We start from the raw sequence: 16,364 nt of genomic DNA, 5'->3' as shown, positions 1-16,364 counted from the left end.
TCTCTATCGTTGTCTCTCGATGGCATTGCACCTGCACCGGGCCGAGCGCACCGATCTGCTCGCCGACGGGCTGGCAGGTCTGCTCGCGCAGCCGCCGTCCGATCCGTTCGCCCAGGAGCTGGTGCTGGTGCCGGCCAAGGGCGTGGAGCGTTGGCTGAGTCAGCGGCTGGCGAACCGGCTGGGGGTCTGTGCGGCCGTCGAGTTCCGGAATCCGCGTTCGCTGATCGCCGAGCTGACCGGGACGGCCGAGGAGGATCCGTGGTCGGCCGACGCCATGGCATGGCCTCTGCTGGCGGTGATCGACGACAACCTGGACCAGCCGTGGTGCGCACCGGTGGCCACCCATCTCGGGCATTTCGAGACCGGTGACGAGTATGAGCTGCGTCAGGGCCGGCGCTACGCGGTGGCCAGACGGCTGGCCGGGCTGTTCGCCTCCTATGCGCGGCAGCGGCCACAGCTGCTGGTCGATTGGGACGGCCTGCCCGCTGACCTGTCCTGGCAGGCCCCGCTGTGGCAGGCGCTGACCGAGCGCATCGATGCCGAGCCGCCGCACATCCGGCATACGAAAACCCTTGCCCGGCTGACTGAATCACCGAGCGACCTGCCGGAGCGGCTGTCGTTGTTCGGGCACACCCGCCTGCCGGTCACCGAGATCGAACTGCTCCGGGCACTGGCCACCCATCACGATCTGCATCTGTGGCTGCCGCAGCCCAGCGACAATCTGTGGCGCTCGCTGACCACGCACACCGGGCCGCTCCCCCGCCGTGAGGACAGCAGCCACCGCGAGGTCGGCCACCCTCTGCTGGCCACCCTCGGGCGGGATCTGCGAGAACTTCAACGGGCCCTGCCCATTCCGGACACCGACGAATATCTCACGGGCACCGGCTATCCCGACACCGTGCTGGGTTGGCTCCAGTCCGACATCGCCGCCAACGCGGTGCGCCCGGCGGGGCGGGTGCCGCGGCGGGAGGACCGCTCGGTGCAGGTGCACAGCTGCCACGGGCCGGCCCGCCAGATCGAGGTGCTGCGCGAGGTGTTGCTGGGACTGCTCGCCGACGACCCGACGCTGGAACCGCGCGACATCCTGGTGATGTGCCCGGATATCGAGACCTATACGCCGTTGATCACGGCGGGGTTCGGGTTGGGCGATGCGATGCCGGGCACGCGAGGCGCGCAGATCAGCATCGGTGCGCATCCGGCGCACAAGCTACGGGTGCGGCTGGCCGATCGTGCTCTGGTACAGACGAATCCGCTGCTGTCGGTGGCGGCGTCGGTGCTGACGCTGGCCGGCGGCCGGGCCACCGCGAGCGAGGTGCTCAACCTTGCCGAGTCGGCACCCGTGCGGGCCCGGTTCGGCTTCACCGACGACGATCTGGAGGCCATCACCGCCTGGGTGCGCGAGGCCAACATCCGGTGGGGCTTCGATCAGGAGCACCGCAGGCCGTACGGCGTCGAATTCCTGCACAACAGCTGGCGTTTCGGCATCGATCGGATACTAGCCGGGGTGGCGATGTCCGACGATTCGCATGCCTGGCTGGGCACCACACTTCCGCTCGACGATGTGAGCAGCAACCGGGTCGAGCTGGCGGGCCGCTTCGCCGAGTTCGTGGAGAAACTCCGGCAGGCCGTCGATCAGCTCAGCGGTGTCCGCCCGCTCGGCGAGTGGCTGTCGGCCCTGGCCGCCGGGATCGAAGGGCTGGCCTGCTCTGACGAGGAGTGGCCCGCCGCCCAGGTGCAGCGCGAGTTCGCCGACATCGCCGAGGCCGCCGGTGCGGCCGCGACACCCATGCGGCTCAGTGATATTCGTGCACTGCTGGATCGGCACCTGGCCGGGCGGCCGACGCGGGCCAACTTCCGCACCGGCACCCTGACGGTGTGCACCATGGTGCCGATGCGGTCGGTGCCACACCGGGTGGTGTGCCTGGTCGGATTGGACGACGGGGTGTTCCCCCGCCTGGGTGCGGTCGACGGCGACGACGTGCTGGCCCGCGATCCGCGCACCGGCGAACGCGACATCCGCTCGGAGGACCGCCAGTTGTTGCTCGACGCGATCGGTGCGGCCACCCAAACCCTCGTCGTCACCTATACCGGCGCCAACGAGTACTCCGGTCAGGTCCGCCCGCCGGCGGTGCCGTTGGCCGAACTTCTGGACACACTCAAGATCACGGCCGAGCAGCCCGTGGATGTGGTCACCGCACACCCGTTGCAGCCCTTCGATATTCGCAACGTCACCCCCGGCGCGCTGTTGGCCGAAGGCCCGTTCACGTTCGATCCCACGGCACTCACGGCCGCGAAGGCCAGCGCCGGGCAGCGGGCCGAGCGGCCGGCATTCTTCGATCATCCGCTGCCGGCCCAGGCGCCCGGGGACGTCGCGCTGGAGGATCTCGTCAGTTTCTTCAGAGATCCGGTGAAGGGCTTCTTCCGGGCGCTGGAGTACACGCTGCCCTGGGATGTGGACGGGGTGTCGGATGCGATGCCGGTCGACATCGACGCGCTGGAGGAGTGGACCGTCGGCGATCGGATGCTCACCGACATCCTGCGCGGCATGACCCCGGCGGACGCGCAGCAGGCCGAGTGGCGTCGCGGCACGCTGCCGCCAGGCCAGTTGGGTTGGCGACGGGCGATCGCCTTGCGTGACCGGTGCGCGCTGATGGCCACCGAGGCACTGCGCCACCGGAGCACCGATCCGCAGGCCTATGACGTCGACATCGATCTGGGTACCGGGCGACGGCTGGCCGGCACCGTCTCCCCGGTGTTCGGCGACCGGCTGGTGTCGGTGACCTACTCGAAGCTCGACGGCAAGCATCTGTTGCAATCGTGGATTCCGTTGTTGGCATTGGCCGCCGGGTACCCGGAGCGGGACTGGTCGGCGGTGTGCATCGGGCGCCCGCGGCGCGGTGACACCCCGCGGGTAGCAGGATTGGGCCGCCCCGACGATGCGGTCGCGCTGCTGGCCGATCTGGTGGCCATCTATGACGCGGGCCGCCGCGAGCCGTTGCCGCTGCCCGTCAAGACGTCCTATGCGTGGGCGGTTGCCCGGCATGCCGGTGACGACCCCGAGCGCGAGGCCGGATTTCGTTGGCGCAGCTCACGCTTTCCCGGTGAGGATGAGGCGCCGGCGCATGTGCGCGCGTGGGGCCGCGGCGTGCCGCTGAGCCGGCTGGCCGGGTTGGGTGCGTATGCGGAACGGTTGTGGCTGCCCATGCTGCAGGCCGAAAGGTCTGTGTCGTGAAGGTCTTCGATCTGCTCGGCCCGCTGCCACACGTCAACAGCACCACGGTGCTGGAGGCCAGCGCGGGCACCGGCAAGACGTTCGCTCTGGCCGGCCTGGTGACGCGGCTGGTGGCCGAGGGCGCCGCCACGCTCGATCAGATGCTGCTCATCACGTTCGGCCGGGCCGCCAGCCAGGAATTGCGCGAGCGGGTGCGCGCCCAGATCGTCGGCGCCCTGGTGGCATTGGAGGATCCGTCACGGGCCGACAACGATCTGCTGCAGTATCTGGTCACCGAGGACCGACAGGCCCGCGGGCAGCGACTGCGCGATGCGCTGGCCGGATTCGACGCGGCGACCATCGCGACCACGCATCAGTTCTGCCAGATCGTCCTGAAATCCCTTGGTGTCGCCGGGGACAGCGATTCGGGTGTGACGCTGGTCGAGAGTCTTGACGAGCTGGTGTGCGAGATCGTGGACGATCTGTATCTCGCCCACTTCGGTGCTCAGCGGGATGTCCCCGACCTGGGCTATGCCGAGGCGCTGAAGCTGGCCCGTGTCGTGGTGTCCAATCCGGCGACCGAGCTGCGGCCACGGGATCCCGAGCCGGAGTCGCCGGCCGCGATACGTGTGGGGTTCGCGCGGGCGGTTCTGGCGGAGTTGGAGATTCGCAAGCGTCGCCGAGGTGTGCTGGGGTATGACGATCTGCTGACCCGGCTGGCCGCGGCTTTGAATTCCGAAGACTCCGCGGCCCGGGTGCGGATGGCGCAGCGGTGGCCGATCGTGATGGTCGACGAGTTCCAGGACACCGACCCGGTGCAGTGGCAGGTGATCGAGCGGGCGTTCTCCGGGCGCTCCACGCTGATCCTGATCGGCGATCCCAAGCAGGCGATCTACGCGTTTCGCGGCGGCGACATCGACACCTACCTGCGTGCGGCTGCCACCGCCGGCGACAAGCAGACGCTGGGCACCAACTGGCGCAGCGACAGCGTGCTGGTGGACCGCCTGCAGGCAGTGCTGCGGGGTGCCGAACTGGGTGGCCCAGACATCGTGGTGCGCGATGTGCAGGCGAACCATCAGGGCCACCGCCTGGCCGGGGCGCCCCGCAACGAGCCGTTCCGACTGCGTGTGGTGACACGAAACCGTGCCGGCACCAAGGTGATTCCGATCGCGGATCTGCGCGATCACATCGGCAAGGATCTGGCCGCCGACATCGGTGGGTTGTTGAACAGCGGCGCCACCTTCGACGGCAACCCACTGCAGGCCCGTGACATCGCGGTGATCGTCGAGACCCACAAAGATGCCCGGGCCTGCCACACCGCGCTGCTCGAGGCAGGCATTCCCGCCGTCTACACCGGGGATTCCGATGTGTTCAATTCCGAGGCGGCCGAGGACTGGCTGTATCTGCTGGAGGCGTTCGACCAGCCGCACCGTCCAGGGTTGGTACGGGCCGCGGCGGCCACGATGTTCTTCGGCGAGACGGCGGAAACCCTTGCCGCGGGCGGGGATGCGTTGACCGATCGCGTCGCCGACACGCTGCGCACCTGGGCCGGCCATGCCAGGGAGCGCGGAGTGGCAGCCATCTTCGAGGCCGCGCAGCTGGCCGGGATGGGCAGGCGGGTCTTGTCCTGGCAGGGCGGTGAGCGGCTGATGACCGACGTGGCCCACATGACCCAGTTGCTCGGCGACACCGCCCACCGCGAGGGCTTCGGGCTGGCCGCGCTGCGGGACTGGCTGCGCACGCAGCGCTCCGAAGGTGGCGGCACGTCCGAGCGGAACCGCCGCCTGGACAGTGACGCCGCCGCGGTGCAGATCATGACGGTGTGGGTGAGCAAGGGGCTGCAGTTCCCGATCGTGTACCTGCCGTTCGCGTTCAATCGGTATGTGCCGGAACCGGACCTGGTGTTGTTCCATGACGAGGGCGTGCGCTGCCTGCAGGTCGGCGGGGTCGATCCGGCGGTGACGCGGGCCGGCCGAGCCGAGGCCGCCGCCGATGACAGCCGGCTGACCTATGTGGCGATGACGCGGGCCCAGTCACAGGTGGTGGCCTGGTGGGCACCGTCGAACGACGAACCGAACGGCGGCCTGTCGCGTCTGCTGCGCGGGCGCGTCCCGGGGCAGGCCGCCGTGCCCGACCGAGTCGCCCCGGCGAAGGTTTCCGACGAGGATGCGCTGGCCCGGTTGCGTGCCTGGGAAGCCGAGGGCGGTCCGGTGCTGGAGGAGTCGGTGATCGGGCCCGCCACGCCGCTACCCCAACGGGCGATACCAGACGATCTGGCGGCGCGGCATTTTCACCGTGCCATCGACACCGCATGGCGGCGCACGTCCTATTCGGGGCTGTTGCGCGCGGCCGAGGACGACGGCAATCCCGGGGTGTCCAGCGAGCCCGAGATCACCGAGCTCGACGACGAGTCGACCGACATCGCCGTCGTCGCGCCCACCCAGGGTGCCGACGTGCCGTCGCCGATGGCATCGCTGCCCACCGGGGCCGCGTTCGGCTCGCTCGTGCACGCGGTACTGGAGACTGCGAACCCGCAGGCCGCCGATCTCGCCACCGAACTACAGGCCCAGGTGCGCCGCCATGCGGCCCACTGGCCGGTCGAGGTCTCAGCCGACGAGATGGCCGCGGCGCTGCTGCCCATGCACGACACCCCGTTGGGACCGTTGGCTCCCGGCGTGACGCTGCGCCAGATCGGGATGGCCGACCGGTTGTGCGAACTGGACTTCGAGTTCCCCATGGCGGGTGGCGATCTGCGCGGCGGTGAGTTCGCCAGGCTGGCCGATGTCGGGGCACTGCTCGATGAGCACCTGCCGGCCGATGATCCGATGGCCGTGTACGCCGAGCGGTTGTCGACGGGGCTGCTGGGCCGTCAACCACTGCGCGGCTACCTGTCCGGCTCGGTCGATGTCGTGCTGCGGATCGGGCAGCGTTTCGTGGTGGTCGACTACAAGACCAACTGGCTGGGTACCGGCGACGAGCCGCTCACCGCGGCCGATTACGGGCGGGACCGGATGGTCGAGGCGATGTTGCACTCCGACTACCCGCTGCAGGCGTTGTTGTACAGCGTTGTGCTGCACCGGTTCCTGAGGTGGCGGCTGCCGGATTATGATCCGGCCACACATCTGGGCGGGGTGATGTACCTGTTCGTCCGCGGCATGTGCGGGCCTCAGACGCCCGTCGTCGACGGACACCCGGCCGGGGTGTTCAGCTGGGAGCCGCCCGCGGCACTGGTGATCGCGATGTCAGAGCTGCTGGATCAGGGAGCCTCGTGATGTTGGACGCCTTTGCCGAGATTCTCGAACCTGCCGATGTGCATGTGGCCCAGCGCTTGAGCGCACTCGCCTACTCCGAAGCCAGTGCGATCGATCCGTCCGTCGAACTTGCCCTGGCTCTGGCGGTGCGGGCCCTGCGCGGCGGCTCGGTGTGCGTGGACCTGCGCTCGGTGGCCGAGCAGACCCAGTTGCCGGAGCTGCCGTGGCCGCCGGTCGACGAGTGGTTGACGGCCGTGGCGGCCAGCCCGCTGCTGGGCACTCCCCCGGTGCTGCGGTTGTTCGGAGATCTGCTGTACCTGGACCGGTACTGGTTGGAGGAGCAGCAGGTGTGCGACGACGTGCTGGCCCTCGTGGGTGCCCAGCCGGGTGGCTCGGCACCCGATGTGGCGCGATTGTTCCCGCCGGGTTTCGAGGAGCAGCGGGCCGCGGCGAAAGTCGCGTTGTCGCAGGGGTTGACTGTGCTGACCGGTGGTCCGGGCACCGGCAAGACCACCACGGTGGCGCGGCTGCTGGCGCTGCTGGCCGAGCAGGCGGCACTGGCTGGTCGCCCGTCACTGCGGATCGCGCTGGCCGCGCCGACCGGTAAGGCCGCCGCGCGGCTGCAGGAGGCCGTGCAGCTCGAGGTGGACCGGCTGGATGCCGTGGACCGTGAGCGGATCTCGGGCTTGCAGGCCACTACGTTGCACCGGCTGTTGGGGCCGCGTCCCGACACGTCGTCGCGGTTTCGCCATCACCGGGCGAATCGGTTGCCGCATGACGTGATCGTCGTCGACGAGACCTCGATGGTGTCGCTGACCATGATGGCGCGGCTGTTGGAGGCGGTGCGTCCGCAAACCCGGCTACTGCTGGTCGGTGATCCGGATCAGCTGGCCTCGGTGGAAGCCGGCGCGGTGTTGGCCGATCTGGTCGACGGGTTGGGTTCGCGCGGGGTGGCTGCCCTGCAAACCTCGCACCGGTTCGGTGAGTCGATCGGTGCGTTGGCATCAGCAATCCGCACCGGCGACGCCTCCGGTGCGCTGTCGGTGTTGGCGGACGGCGGCGAGCACGTCGAGTGGGTGCGGTCGGACCCGTCCGCGCGGTTACGGGAAGTGCTTGTGCCGCATGCCCTCGCGCTGAGGCAGGCGGCGATGCTCGGCGATGCGCGGGTGGCGCTGACCATCCTCGACGAGCATCGGCTGTTGTGCGCGCACCGGCACGGCCCGTTCGGCGTCGCGCAGTGGAACCGTCAGGTGCAGCGGTGGCTGGCCGAGGCGACCGGGGAGCCCATGTGGGCATCGTGGTATGTCGGGCGACCAATCCTGGTGACGGCCAACGACTATGGACTCAAGCTCTACAACGGCGATACCGGGGTCACCATTGCCACCCCGGATGGGCTGCGCGCCGTCGTGGGCGGGACCGTGGGCGGGCCGGGAACGTTCGCGACCGGCCGGCTCACCGAGGTGGAGACCATGCACGCCATGACGATCCACAAATCCCAGGGCAGCCAGGCCGACGAGGTGACCGTGCTGCTGCCACCGGAAGATTCCCGCCTGTTGACGAGGGAGCTCTTCTATACCGCCGTCACCCGGGCGAAGACACGGGTGCGTGTGGTGGGGTCCGAAGCGGAAATTCGCGCGGCAATCGCCCGGCAGGCAGTCCGAGCGACCGGCCTGCGAAAGCGGCTGCGGCCTTAAACAGCGCGCCCGGCGAAAAATGCGCCGGAGATGAGGCCGATCACGATGGCCAGGGTGGGCAAGCCCATCGCGACAGCCGTGACGACGCCGGCGACCGCGCCGATGCCGAGCACCAGCAGAAGTACACCCACAAATGCACTGAGCATTTCACGCCCTTTCCTATGACAGCGATCACAATGTACATCGCCGGTGGGCTGAATCACATATTGATCGGGCACCAATTTGGTTAACGATTTCGCGGCAAAATGTATAGCTGAGCTTGGTATATGCCTTGTTCAGCGGCTGCCAGCGAATCGGGACCTGACGCTAACCGGCTCCAGAGACACTCAGCGCCCAGAACACGAGCGCCGTCACTGCCACGAACGTCAGCAACGAGATCGCGAAGGCACGGCCCCACCAGCGTCTCGGTGCGGCGAACGGCAACAGCAGGGCCCAGAAGAGGCTCAGTGGCACGGAGATGAGAACGCCGAAGACGATGCCGAAGCCGTGCGGATCGGTGGCCGGATCCGGGTCGAAAGCAGAACCCAGCATCGCGAAAACGATCAGCGCCCAGAACAGCACAGCGCCGGCTCCGATCACTGCGACGAAGCAGCGGATGGCCAGCGTGGCTTGGTAATGCCGTTTGGCAGCGGATGCCGGCCGGCCCCAGGCCTGAGGTGGCGCATACGCCTGGGGCCCGTATCGGTCAACCCACTCGTGCGGGTATTCCTCTGGCGCTCTCTCCTCCACGGCACCCCCCGGTTCGGCGTCCTCATCAGGATATGAGCCGAACCGCGGGGTCATGAGCACCGATTTTTAATCCTCAGACGGTCATCGGAACGGACTGTCCGGCCAGCGGTTCGTACACCGCGTACTGGAACAGCGCATCCAGCAGTGGCCCCACCAGCCCGTCCCAGGGCGTCGCCCGCACCGGGTCGGACGAGGTGAACGGCAACACCACCGCGGTGGCAGTACCCGAAGAGGTCGGGATGTCGATGCTCTGTTGCGGTGCACCCTGGACGCCGTCGTCGGTGCCGGTGTACATGTCGTTGATCCAGCCGGCCGCAATCGTTTTGACCGCTGCGGTGTTCTGCGGTTGCGAGACGCCCGCGATGAGGTATTCGGCGGCCTGCAGGATGACGTTGCCGCCCTGCATTCCGTCGATGTGCCGTCCACCGACCAGCATGACGCCGTTGAACTCCCCTGGCCGGGCGGCCTGCAGTTCGTCCCCGACGGTGCCGTTGCGATTCCACACGTACCGTTCGGATGAAATGAGCAGCACCGGACGGTAATTGGCGCCGCTCAAGGCTTCGAGCGCTTCGGGCATGTCGTTGTGGGTGTCCACCGCGTCGAGCAGGACCACCCCGGCGAGGTCGTCGACCGCGCCGCCATCGGCCATACGACCGGCGGCGCCGGTCACCAGCATCCCGCCCAGGGAATGGCCGACCAGGACGAATTGGGATGGCAGCGTGACGGGTTGGCCGGCCGCCGCGCTGGCGCTCGCGGTCAGTTCGGTCCGATCGTCGGCGAACAGATCGGCGACCGACTGCTGCATCGGCTCGCCGCCGATCCATTCGCCGCTGGGGTCGAAAAGGTTTGACGACAGCGTCGGGGCGACGACGATGCTGTTGGTCTCCTCGGCCAGGTATGCCGCGGTGTAGCTGTACATCGGGCCGGTGGCCATGAACCCGTGCTGCAGATAGATGACGCCGGTGGCGGAGTCCGCGTCTTCCGGGAAATACCAGTCGGCCCGCACGGTTTGGCTGGTTCCCGGCATGGTCAAGGTCGAGGTGCGCACCGTGACGGTGCTCCCCGGCGGGAGTGCCGGCGGGCCCGAGAACACCTGCAGCGCAGCGCCGACCACGTTGAACACCAATGAGCCGACGATGTTGACCAGCGGTACCGGACTCTGCCCGGGCGCGGGAGTCCTGACCGCTGCGGCCAGTTGCGCCATGGGTCGCGCCGCCTGGATGTCCGAAACCCGGTCAGCGATATCGGTGAGCACCGCGTGACTCTGCGTGGCGATCCGGTCGGCAATCGTGTTCTTCTGTGCGAGCGGCGCCCGCACGTGTACCGGGTGGGCGATGGCGTCGATCGCGGCGGCGACGGCCGGTGCCCTCTTCTCGGCCGCGGCCGTGTCGGCGCCGTCCCGAACCTCTGGCGCGCCGCGTTTCGTCGTGGGTTTGCGAGGCGGAAGTGCTTGTGCGGTCTTGAGGTTCGGCGCCTGATCGACAACATCGGCGACAGCGCTACGGGCTTTTTCGGCGATTCCCTCGACCATGTCACGGACGCCGGACGCCTGCTTGGGCAGCGACAGCCGCGGACGCGTACGCATCGGTCCGTCGTCAACGCGGCGCAGCTTCTGCTTGCGCGGGCCGGAGCGGGCAGGCTTGTCGCGTCGTACCGAAGAGTTGTCAGAGTCGTTGGCGGACTGCGTCGTTGATTTCCCTCTGCCGGGGTCCGCGTGCGCCGGTGCCGCCGTCGCTGCGATCAACCCCATCCACAGCGCGACCACCAACGCACCCAACCCCATCACCAGTACCGCATTGATCGCCCTGCCCCGTTTGGTCACGCAGGCACGCTAACCGGCGTCATCGTCGGCCCGCAGGGAAATAGAACAAATTGCCAAGAATGTTTCTTTAATGTCTGGCCGGCCGCATCCGTCGGGCATACTGAAGCCCCATCACGCAGCCGAGCAGGACAGTCGATTGTCAGCACCAGCACGCCGATCCCGTGGGCGCCCGGTGGGCGGCGGCAACAGCGCCGAGCAAGCGCGCGAGGTATTGATGGATGCCGCCGAGCATCTGTTCACCACCCGCGGTCACCGGGCTTCGACCATGGAGGTCATCGCCCACGAGGCCGGCTATTCGCGTACCGCGATCTACCGGCAGTTCGCCAACCGCAACGAGTTGATCGCAGCCATGGTGCAACGCACCACCCAGCGGCACATGGCCTCGATCCTGACGCGCATGCCCGAAGGCGCCCGGCCGATCGACCTGCTGGTCGAGAGCATGGTGATCGTCGCCACCGAGCTGGTCGCCGATCCGCTGCTCAACACCATCGCCGACCAAACGCCCGACGGCACGATCGCGTCGTTGATCGCCAAGGACACCGACCTGACGGATCTGGTGACCGCCACTGTCGAGGGCATCATCGCCGACGACGCCACCCAGTTCCGGCCCGGCCTACACCCGAACGATCTCGCGCAGTTCATCATTGCGACCGCGCTGAGCTTCCTGGTGAAGGCCGTACCGGTCCGCAACGACCCTGCGGTGGCGCGGGGCTACATCGAGACGTTCATCCTGCCGGCCATCGTGAGGAAGCCGCCGCCGCCGCGTCAGGTGTTCCCACACTGATCGCTCATTCGAAGTAGTCCCCGCGGTCGAGGTCCTCGAGCAGTCCCACTTCGTTGGGCTGCCAGCCGAACCGCTCGCGCGTCAACGCACTGGACGTCGGGACATCGAGTGCGAACATGCCGCCGATCCACCCGAAGTGTTCGAAGGCCTGCTCCGGCGCAACACTGACCACCGGCAGTCCGAGATGACGCCCGATGGCGGTGGCGATGTCCCGGCCCGCGATGCCCTCCTCGGCCACGGCATGCAGCACCGTCCCGGACGGTGCCTGCTCCAGAGCCAGCCGGAACAGTGGGGCGGCATCGAGCCGGTGCACGGCCGGCCACCGGTTGGCGCCGTCACCGATATAGGCCGACACACCTTTCTCCCGGGCGATCTCGATGAGCCGTGGCACGAACCCGTGATCGCCCTCGCCGTGCGTGGTCGGTGACAGCCGCACGATCGCGGCTCGCACTCCCTTGTCGGCGAAGGCCAGCACCGCGGTCTCGGAATGCCGGGGCAGGCCAGGTCGAGACGCGTCGTTCTCGGTCAGTACACGGCCGGCACTGTGCCCGGCGACGCCCGAGGTGACGACCAGCGGGCGGTCCGAGCCGGCGAGGGTCGTGCCGAGGACTTCGATGGCGCGGCGATCCAGCTCCCCGGCGTCGGTGAAGTTGTCGAAGTCGTGGTGGAAGGCCAGGTGAATGACGCCATCGCTGGCGTCGGCACCGGACCTCAAACTGTCATGGTCGTTCAGATCGCCGCGATGGACGCCCGCGCCTGCGGCACTGATGGCGTCGGCCGAGGCGTCGGAGCGCGCCAAGCCGACGACGTCATGGCCGTGGGTGACGAGGTCACGAATCACTGCGGCACCGACAAAGCCCGATGCACCGGTGACGAAAACTTTCATGGAATCCTCCTGATGTCAGCGACTGTCATCACCACAACGCGATGACAGTCGCTGACATTCCCTAGGATCACTTCATGAGCCGCTGGGAGCCCAATGCGAGCGACCGCCTCCAGGAGGCGGCCTTGCAGCTCTACCGCGAGCGCGGATTCGACCAGACCACGGTCGCCGAAATCGCCGAGCGGGCCGGGCTCACCGAGCGCACCTATTTCCGCTACTTCGCCGACAAGCGCGAGGCACTGTTCGGCGGGCAGGCGATGCTCACCGAAATCCTGCTCGCCGCCATCGCCGACGCCCCGGCCGACGCCGCGCCCCTCGATGTCATCGGTGCCGCGTTGCGTGCGCTCGGTCCGGTGTTCGACGGCAGACGCGACCATGCCCGGCGGCGGCAGTCCATCATCGACGCCAACCCCGCGCTGCAGGAGCGCGAACTGATCAAGCTCGCCTCGCTGTCCACCGAGATGGCCGAAGCGCTACATCAGCGCGGCATAGGCGATGCGGCCGCACACTTGGCCGCCGAAGCCGGGATGGCGGTGTTCAAGGTCGCGTTCACCCGATGGGTGCACGACGACGCCGAGGCCGGGCTGGGCGAGATCGTCACGTCGACAATGAACGATTTGAAGGCGTTGACCGCCTAGCGGCGCAGGCTAACCAGGTCATCGACCGGATTGCGCCAAGCTGCCCGGCGACTAACCCGGCACAGGCAGTCCTGCGAGACAACGGCTGAGCTCCTTCTCCAGCCCGCGCTTCCGCGCCCGCGCGTCGTCCAGATCCTTCTGCAGCGACTTGCGCTGCTCCGGCGTGATATCTGGGTCGTCAAGGCCCGTCAGATCATTGGCGATTCGCTCGTCGTTCTTGCGGATCTGACGGGTGATGCCCGCGCACGGACTCACGTCCACCGGCACGAAACTCCACAGCTGGTTGCCGTGGTCATCCAGGAACGGAAACTGAATGAGTTCGGCGCCGTTGTCCTTGCTGGCGCCCCGGACATCGAGCACACGGCCGGAAAGTCGGTTTGCGATCACAAGGAAGTCCCCGCTCTGCGCCACGGAGAACTCCTGACTTCCCTCGGCAGTTCGGGCGAACTGGCGGACAGGTTCCAGCCCGTCGGCCACCTGCAGGACCTTGTCCGAGTGAAGCGCCGCGATGCTGACGAAGCCCGGCGCGGCTTCGGAGAATCGGAACAACTGATTAGTGGTCCCGGCCCTGTCGGACTGAATGAGTCTGGTGCCGTCCGCCAGCGACGCATCCTCTACTTCGATGGCCTTACCGGAATGCTTCGCCACCAGCATTCCGTAGGTACCGGGTGTCGGCAGCGCCATGATCATGCCCCCTCACCGCGCTGTGACCAGCGCGCTACGACCAGGGTGAGGTGTGAGTGGACCGATGGAGTGAGTAGGCGACTACCCGTTCTGAATCTGTTCGAGACTCAGCGCAGCGCGCTGCCCTTGACCCACTCGGTCCACGGCACGGTCCAGTCGCCGTTATTGGTGGGCTTGAGCGGGTCGCCGCCGGTGTTGCGGATTTCGACGATGTCGCCGGGCACCGAGAAGTTGTAGAACCACTCGGCGTTCTCGCCGTTCAGGTTGAGGCAGCCGTGGCTGGTGTTGGTCTTGCCCTGTGCCCACACCGTCGCGTTGAGCTGGTGCAGGTAGATGCCGTCGATGCTGATGCGGGTGGCCCACGGGATGGTCGTCTTGTAGCCGAGCCGCGAGTTGACGGGCAGACCGTAGGTCGAGGAGTCCATGATCACCGGGTTGGCCTTGTCCATCACGGTGTAGACGCCGCGCGGGGTCCAGAAGCTCATCGTGGTGCCACCGATGGTCTCGGTGCCGCCCATGCCCATCGAGGTCGGCATGGTGCGCACGAGCTTGCCGTTCTCGTAGACCCGCACCTGCTTGTCGGTGTCGTCGGCGATGGTGACGTGCGAGGCGCCGATGGTGAAGGAGACCTTCTCGTCCTGCGCGCCGTACAGGTCGTCGCCGAGTTTGGCGCCGTAGATCCCGGCGTCGACGGTGACCTTGGTGCCCGGGGCGTAGTACTTCGCGGGACGCCAGTGCGCGGTCTGGTCGTCGATCCAGTTCCACGACCCGATGGCCTTGGGCTCGGTGATGACCTTCATCCGGTTCTCGGCGGCGGCTTTGTCGGTGATCGGCTCGTCGAAGCGCGCGACGATCACCATGCCGACGCCGTAGGTGGCGCCGTCCTGCAGCGGGGCGTAGTTGGTGCCGTTGAGGTAGACGCGGGCCTGGTAGCCGGGGGTCACGGTGGAGAAGGTGGTGCTTTTGCGGGTCGGCATGCCACCCGGACCGCGTGCGTCGACCTTCAGCGTGTAGGTGCGGCCGTAGCCCAGCGTGGTGGTGGGCTTCCAGGTCCTGGCATCGGGAGTGAGGATGCCGGGGATCTCCTTGCCCGCATCGTTGACCATCGTCACGCGCGTCACGGTGCCGGTGTCGGCGGTGACCATGACCCGGGCCAGAGGATCCACCTCGGCGTCGGGCTTGGGGGTGATGGTCAATTTGGCCGGCTCGGTGGGTGACGCCTGCGGGACGCCTTGGGGCGGCGCGGCCAACGTCTGGCAGTGCTCGGCGCAGTCCGGCAGGGCCGAGACAACGACGCCACCTGACACGGCCAGCACGGCAAGTGCGACCGCCAGATAGGCACGGCGAACAGACGTCAACTTCACTCCAATGTGGTTCGGCGAGGGCCTGATTGATCGAGGATTCGATCGGTGCGTCAATCGTAGCCGGGACGCCCGCGCTTCGGCACAACGGCTACCCGCTGTAGGCGAGTCGTGATCGTCTCGTTGTGGTGGGCAGCGCTTACTCAAACCAGAGGTTCCGCCGCCATCCATTGCTCCAAGAATTTCGCGCCTTTGGCCGTGAGCTCGACGACCTTCGCGTTCAATGTCTGTTCCTGCGCCTCGAGGTCGCGGCGGCGATTCTCGCGAAACTCGATCAGCCCGTCGTCGACGAGATTGACCAGCATCCAATCCATCTCCGAGTAAATGCGAATCTTGCCGATCTGCGTGATGCCGGCCAGGCCGGCGGCGGTCACCGACGGCTCGATCAGCTTGGCCTTGTCGAGTTTCCTGACGAAGGCCCGCAATAGCTGACGTTCGATGTCGGTATATCGATTGTTCAGAATGGCCAGGCTGGCTTTGTACTGGCGCATCGAGATGCGATCGATATCGCCGTTGTCATATCGCGTATGGCAGGTCGGGCATAACGCGATCAGGTTTTCCACGGCGTGCGACTTCACTGTCGACCACGGCTCGATGTGCGCGATCTCGACCGGCGTCTGCCGGCAGGTCGGGATGGCGCACCGGTGGCCCGCCTCGATCAGTACCGCGCGCTTCACCGCGGCGGGTACTGCGGGACGCTCTGACGGCATGGCCTGATGCTAGGCAGCGCCGCCGACACTTCCCTCGAGGTACGTCAGCGCCGCGGCGGGTTCCTCGGTGACGTACACCAGATCGTCCAGCGGCAGGGGCAGGAAACCGTCCTGTTCCATCCGGCGCAGCTGGATCACGAGGCCGTCGTAGAAGCCGGCGGTGTTCAACAGGACCACGGGCTTGTCGTGACGCCCGTGTTTGCGCAACTCCAAGATGTCGGTGGCTTCATCGAGGGTGCCCAACCCGCCGGCCATCACCACCAGCGCGTCGGACCGCGCCAGCAGCATCGCCTTGCGTTCGGCGAGATCGGCGGTGATCACCATCTCGTCGGCGCCCGGTCTGGCATGGGACCGCAGAAATTCGACGGAGATGCCGACCAGACGTCCGCCGCTGTTCTGCACTCCGTCGGCGACGACCTTCATCAACCCTTTGTCGGAGCCGCCCCAGACCAGCGTGTGGCCACCCTTGCCCAGGAGCTCCGCGAAGGTGCGGGCCGGTTCGGTGTAGCGCTCGTCGAGGTCGGCAGCGGAGAGGAAGACGCAGATGTTCATCAGCAACGATCATGCCCGGCCGTCCCGAGTTTCGGACGGCGACCA

General features: G+C 67.6%; 13 protein-coding genes. 5 read left to right on the top strand and 8 right to left on the bottom strand.

Annotation, left to right across the window (positions count from 1 at the left end):
* Nucleotides 1-19: 19 nt before the first annotated feature.
* The 3 genes from recC to recD are packed head-to-tail and all read left to right on the top strand — an operon-like array spanning nucleotide 20 to nucleotide 8,156.
* Nucleotides 20-3,232, top strand: a complete 3,213-nt coding sequence (gene recC / locus H977_RS0104750; protein ID WP_029106777.1) for an exodeoxyribonuclease V subunit gamma — start codon at nucleotides 20-22, stop codon at nucleotides 3,230-3,232.
* Nucleotides 3,229-6,483: an exodeoxyribonuclease V subunit beta gene (gene recB / locus H977_RS0104745; RefSeq protein ID WP_029106776.1), complete on the top strand. Its 3,255-nt coding sequence runs from the start codon at nucleotides 3,229-3,231 to the stop codon at nucleotides 6,481-6,483. Before recC ends, recB begins: the two co-directional genes overlap by 4 nt.
* Nucleotides 6,483-8,156: an exodeoxyribonuclease V subunit alpha gene (gene recD / locus H977_RS0104740; protein WP_029106775.1), complete on the top strand. Its 1,674-nt coding sequence runs from the start codon at nucleotides 6,483-6,485 to the stop codon at nucleotides 8,154-8,156. The genes recB and recD overlap by 1 nt, the downstream gene beginning before the upstream one ends.
* On the opposite strand, the gene H977_RS35180 is transcribed toward recD, so the two are convergent.
* The 3 genes from H977_RS35180 to H977_RS34380 all read right to left on the bottom strand — a co-directional run bounded on the left by H977_RS35180 (nucleotide 8,153) and on the right by H977_RS34380 (nucleotide 10,707).
* The gene (locus H977_RS35180; protein WP_155946525.1) at nucleotides 8,153-8,302 is read right to left on the bottom strand and encodes a hypothetical protein; all 150 of its coding nucleotides are present in this window, start codon (nucleotides 8,300-8,302) and stop codon (nucleotides 8,153-8,155) included. The two genes, recD and H977_RS35180, sit on opposite strands and share 4 nt — an antisense overlap.
* A 160-nt stretch (nucleotides 8,303-8,462) precedes the next feature.
* Nucleotides 8,463-8,939 carry a hypothetical protein gene (locus H977_RS34385; protein WP_051288678.1) on the bottom strand — a complete coding sequence of 159 codons (477 nt, stop codon included), beginning with the start codon at nucleotides 8,937-8,939 and terminating at the stop codon, nucleotides 8,463-8,465.
* Between the two features lie 19 nt (nucleotides 8,940-8,958).
* Nucleotides 8,959-10,707, bottom strand: coding sequence for an alpha/beta fold hydrolase (locus tag H977_RS34380; protein WP_051288677.1), 1,749 nt, complete (start codon nucleotides 10,705-10,707; stop codon nucleotides 8,959-8,961).
* 136 nt (nucleotides 10,708-10,843) lie between these two features.
* Here H977_RS34380 and H977_RS0104720 point away from each other — a divergent pair, with 136 nt between their 5' ends.
* Nucleotides 10,844-11,491 carry a TetR/AcrR family transcriptional regulator gene (locus H977_RS0104720; protein WP_029106772.1) on the top strand — a complete coding sequence of 216 codons (648 nt, stop codon included), beginning with the start codon at nucleotides 10,844-10,846 and terminating at the stop codon, nucleotides 11,489-11,491.
* Nucleotides 11,492-11,495: 4 nt separating this feature from the next.
* Here H977_RS0104720 and H977_RS0104715 read toward each other — a convergent pair whose 3' ends face one another.
* Complete coding sequence (locus H977_RS0104715; RefSeq protein ID WP_029106771.1) at nucleotides 11,496-12,377, bottom strand: SDR family oxidoreductase; 882 nt, start codon at nucleotides 12,375-12,377, stop codon at nucleotides 11,496-11,498.
* Between the two features lie 74 nt (nucleotides 12,378-12,451).
* Here H977_RS0104715 and H977_RS0104710 point away from each other — a divergent pair, with 74 nt between their 5' ends.
* Entirely contained in the window at nucleotides 12,452-13,012 is a 561-nt protein-coding gene (locus tag H977_RS0104710; RefSeq protein ID WP_029106770.1) for a TetR/AcrR family transcriptional regulator, read from the top strand.
* A gap of 51 nt (nucleotides 13,013-13,063) precedes the next feature.
* On the opposite strand, the gene H977_RS0104705 is transcribed toward H977_RS0104710, so the two are convergent.
* The 4 genes from H977_RS0104705 to H977_RS0104690 form a co-directional block, all read right to left on the bottom strand.
* Complete coding sequence (locus H977_RS0104705; RefSeq protein ID WP_029106769.1) at nucleotides 13,064-13,702, bottom strand: RICIN domain-containing protein; 639 nt, start codon at nucleotides 13,700-13,702, stop codon at nucleotides 13,064-13,066.
* A 101-nt stretch (nucleotides 13,703-13,803) separates the two neighbouring features.
* Nucleotides 13,804-15,060: a L,D-transpeptidase gene (locus H977_RS0104700; protein WP_029106768.1), complete on the bottom strand. Its 1,257-nt coding sequence runs from the start codon at nucleotides 15,058-15,060 to the stop codon at nucleotides 13,804-13,806.
* 140 nt (nucleotides 15,061-15,200) lie between these two features.
* On the bottom strand, nucleotides 15,201-15,767 hold the full coding sequence (locus H977_RS34375; protein ID WP_081681619.1) for an HNH endonuclease signature motif containing protein: 567 nt from the start codon (nucleotides 15,765-15,767) through the stop codon (nucleotides 15,201-15,203).
* A gap of 9 nt (nucleotides 15,768-15,776) precedes the next feature.
* Nucleotides 15,777-16,319 (bottom strand): LOG family protein, encoded by a 543-nt coding sequence (locus H977_RS0104690; RefSeq protein WP_029106767.1) that lies wholly within the window; start codon nucleotides 16,317-16,319, stop codon nucleotides 15,777-15,779.
* Nucleotides 16,320-16,364: the final 45 nt, after the last annotated feature.

Origin of the sequence: Mycobacterium sp. URHD0025 (assembly GCF_000426065.1) — a bacterium.
Taxonomy (GTDB): Bacteria; Actinomycetota; Actinomycetes; order Mycobacteriales; family Mycobacteriaceae; genus Mycobacterium.
This window is presented reverse-complemented; position numbering and strand designations above follow the sequence as displayed.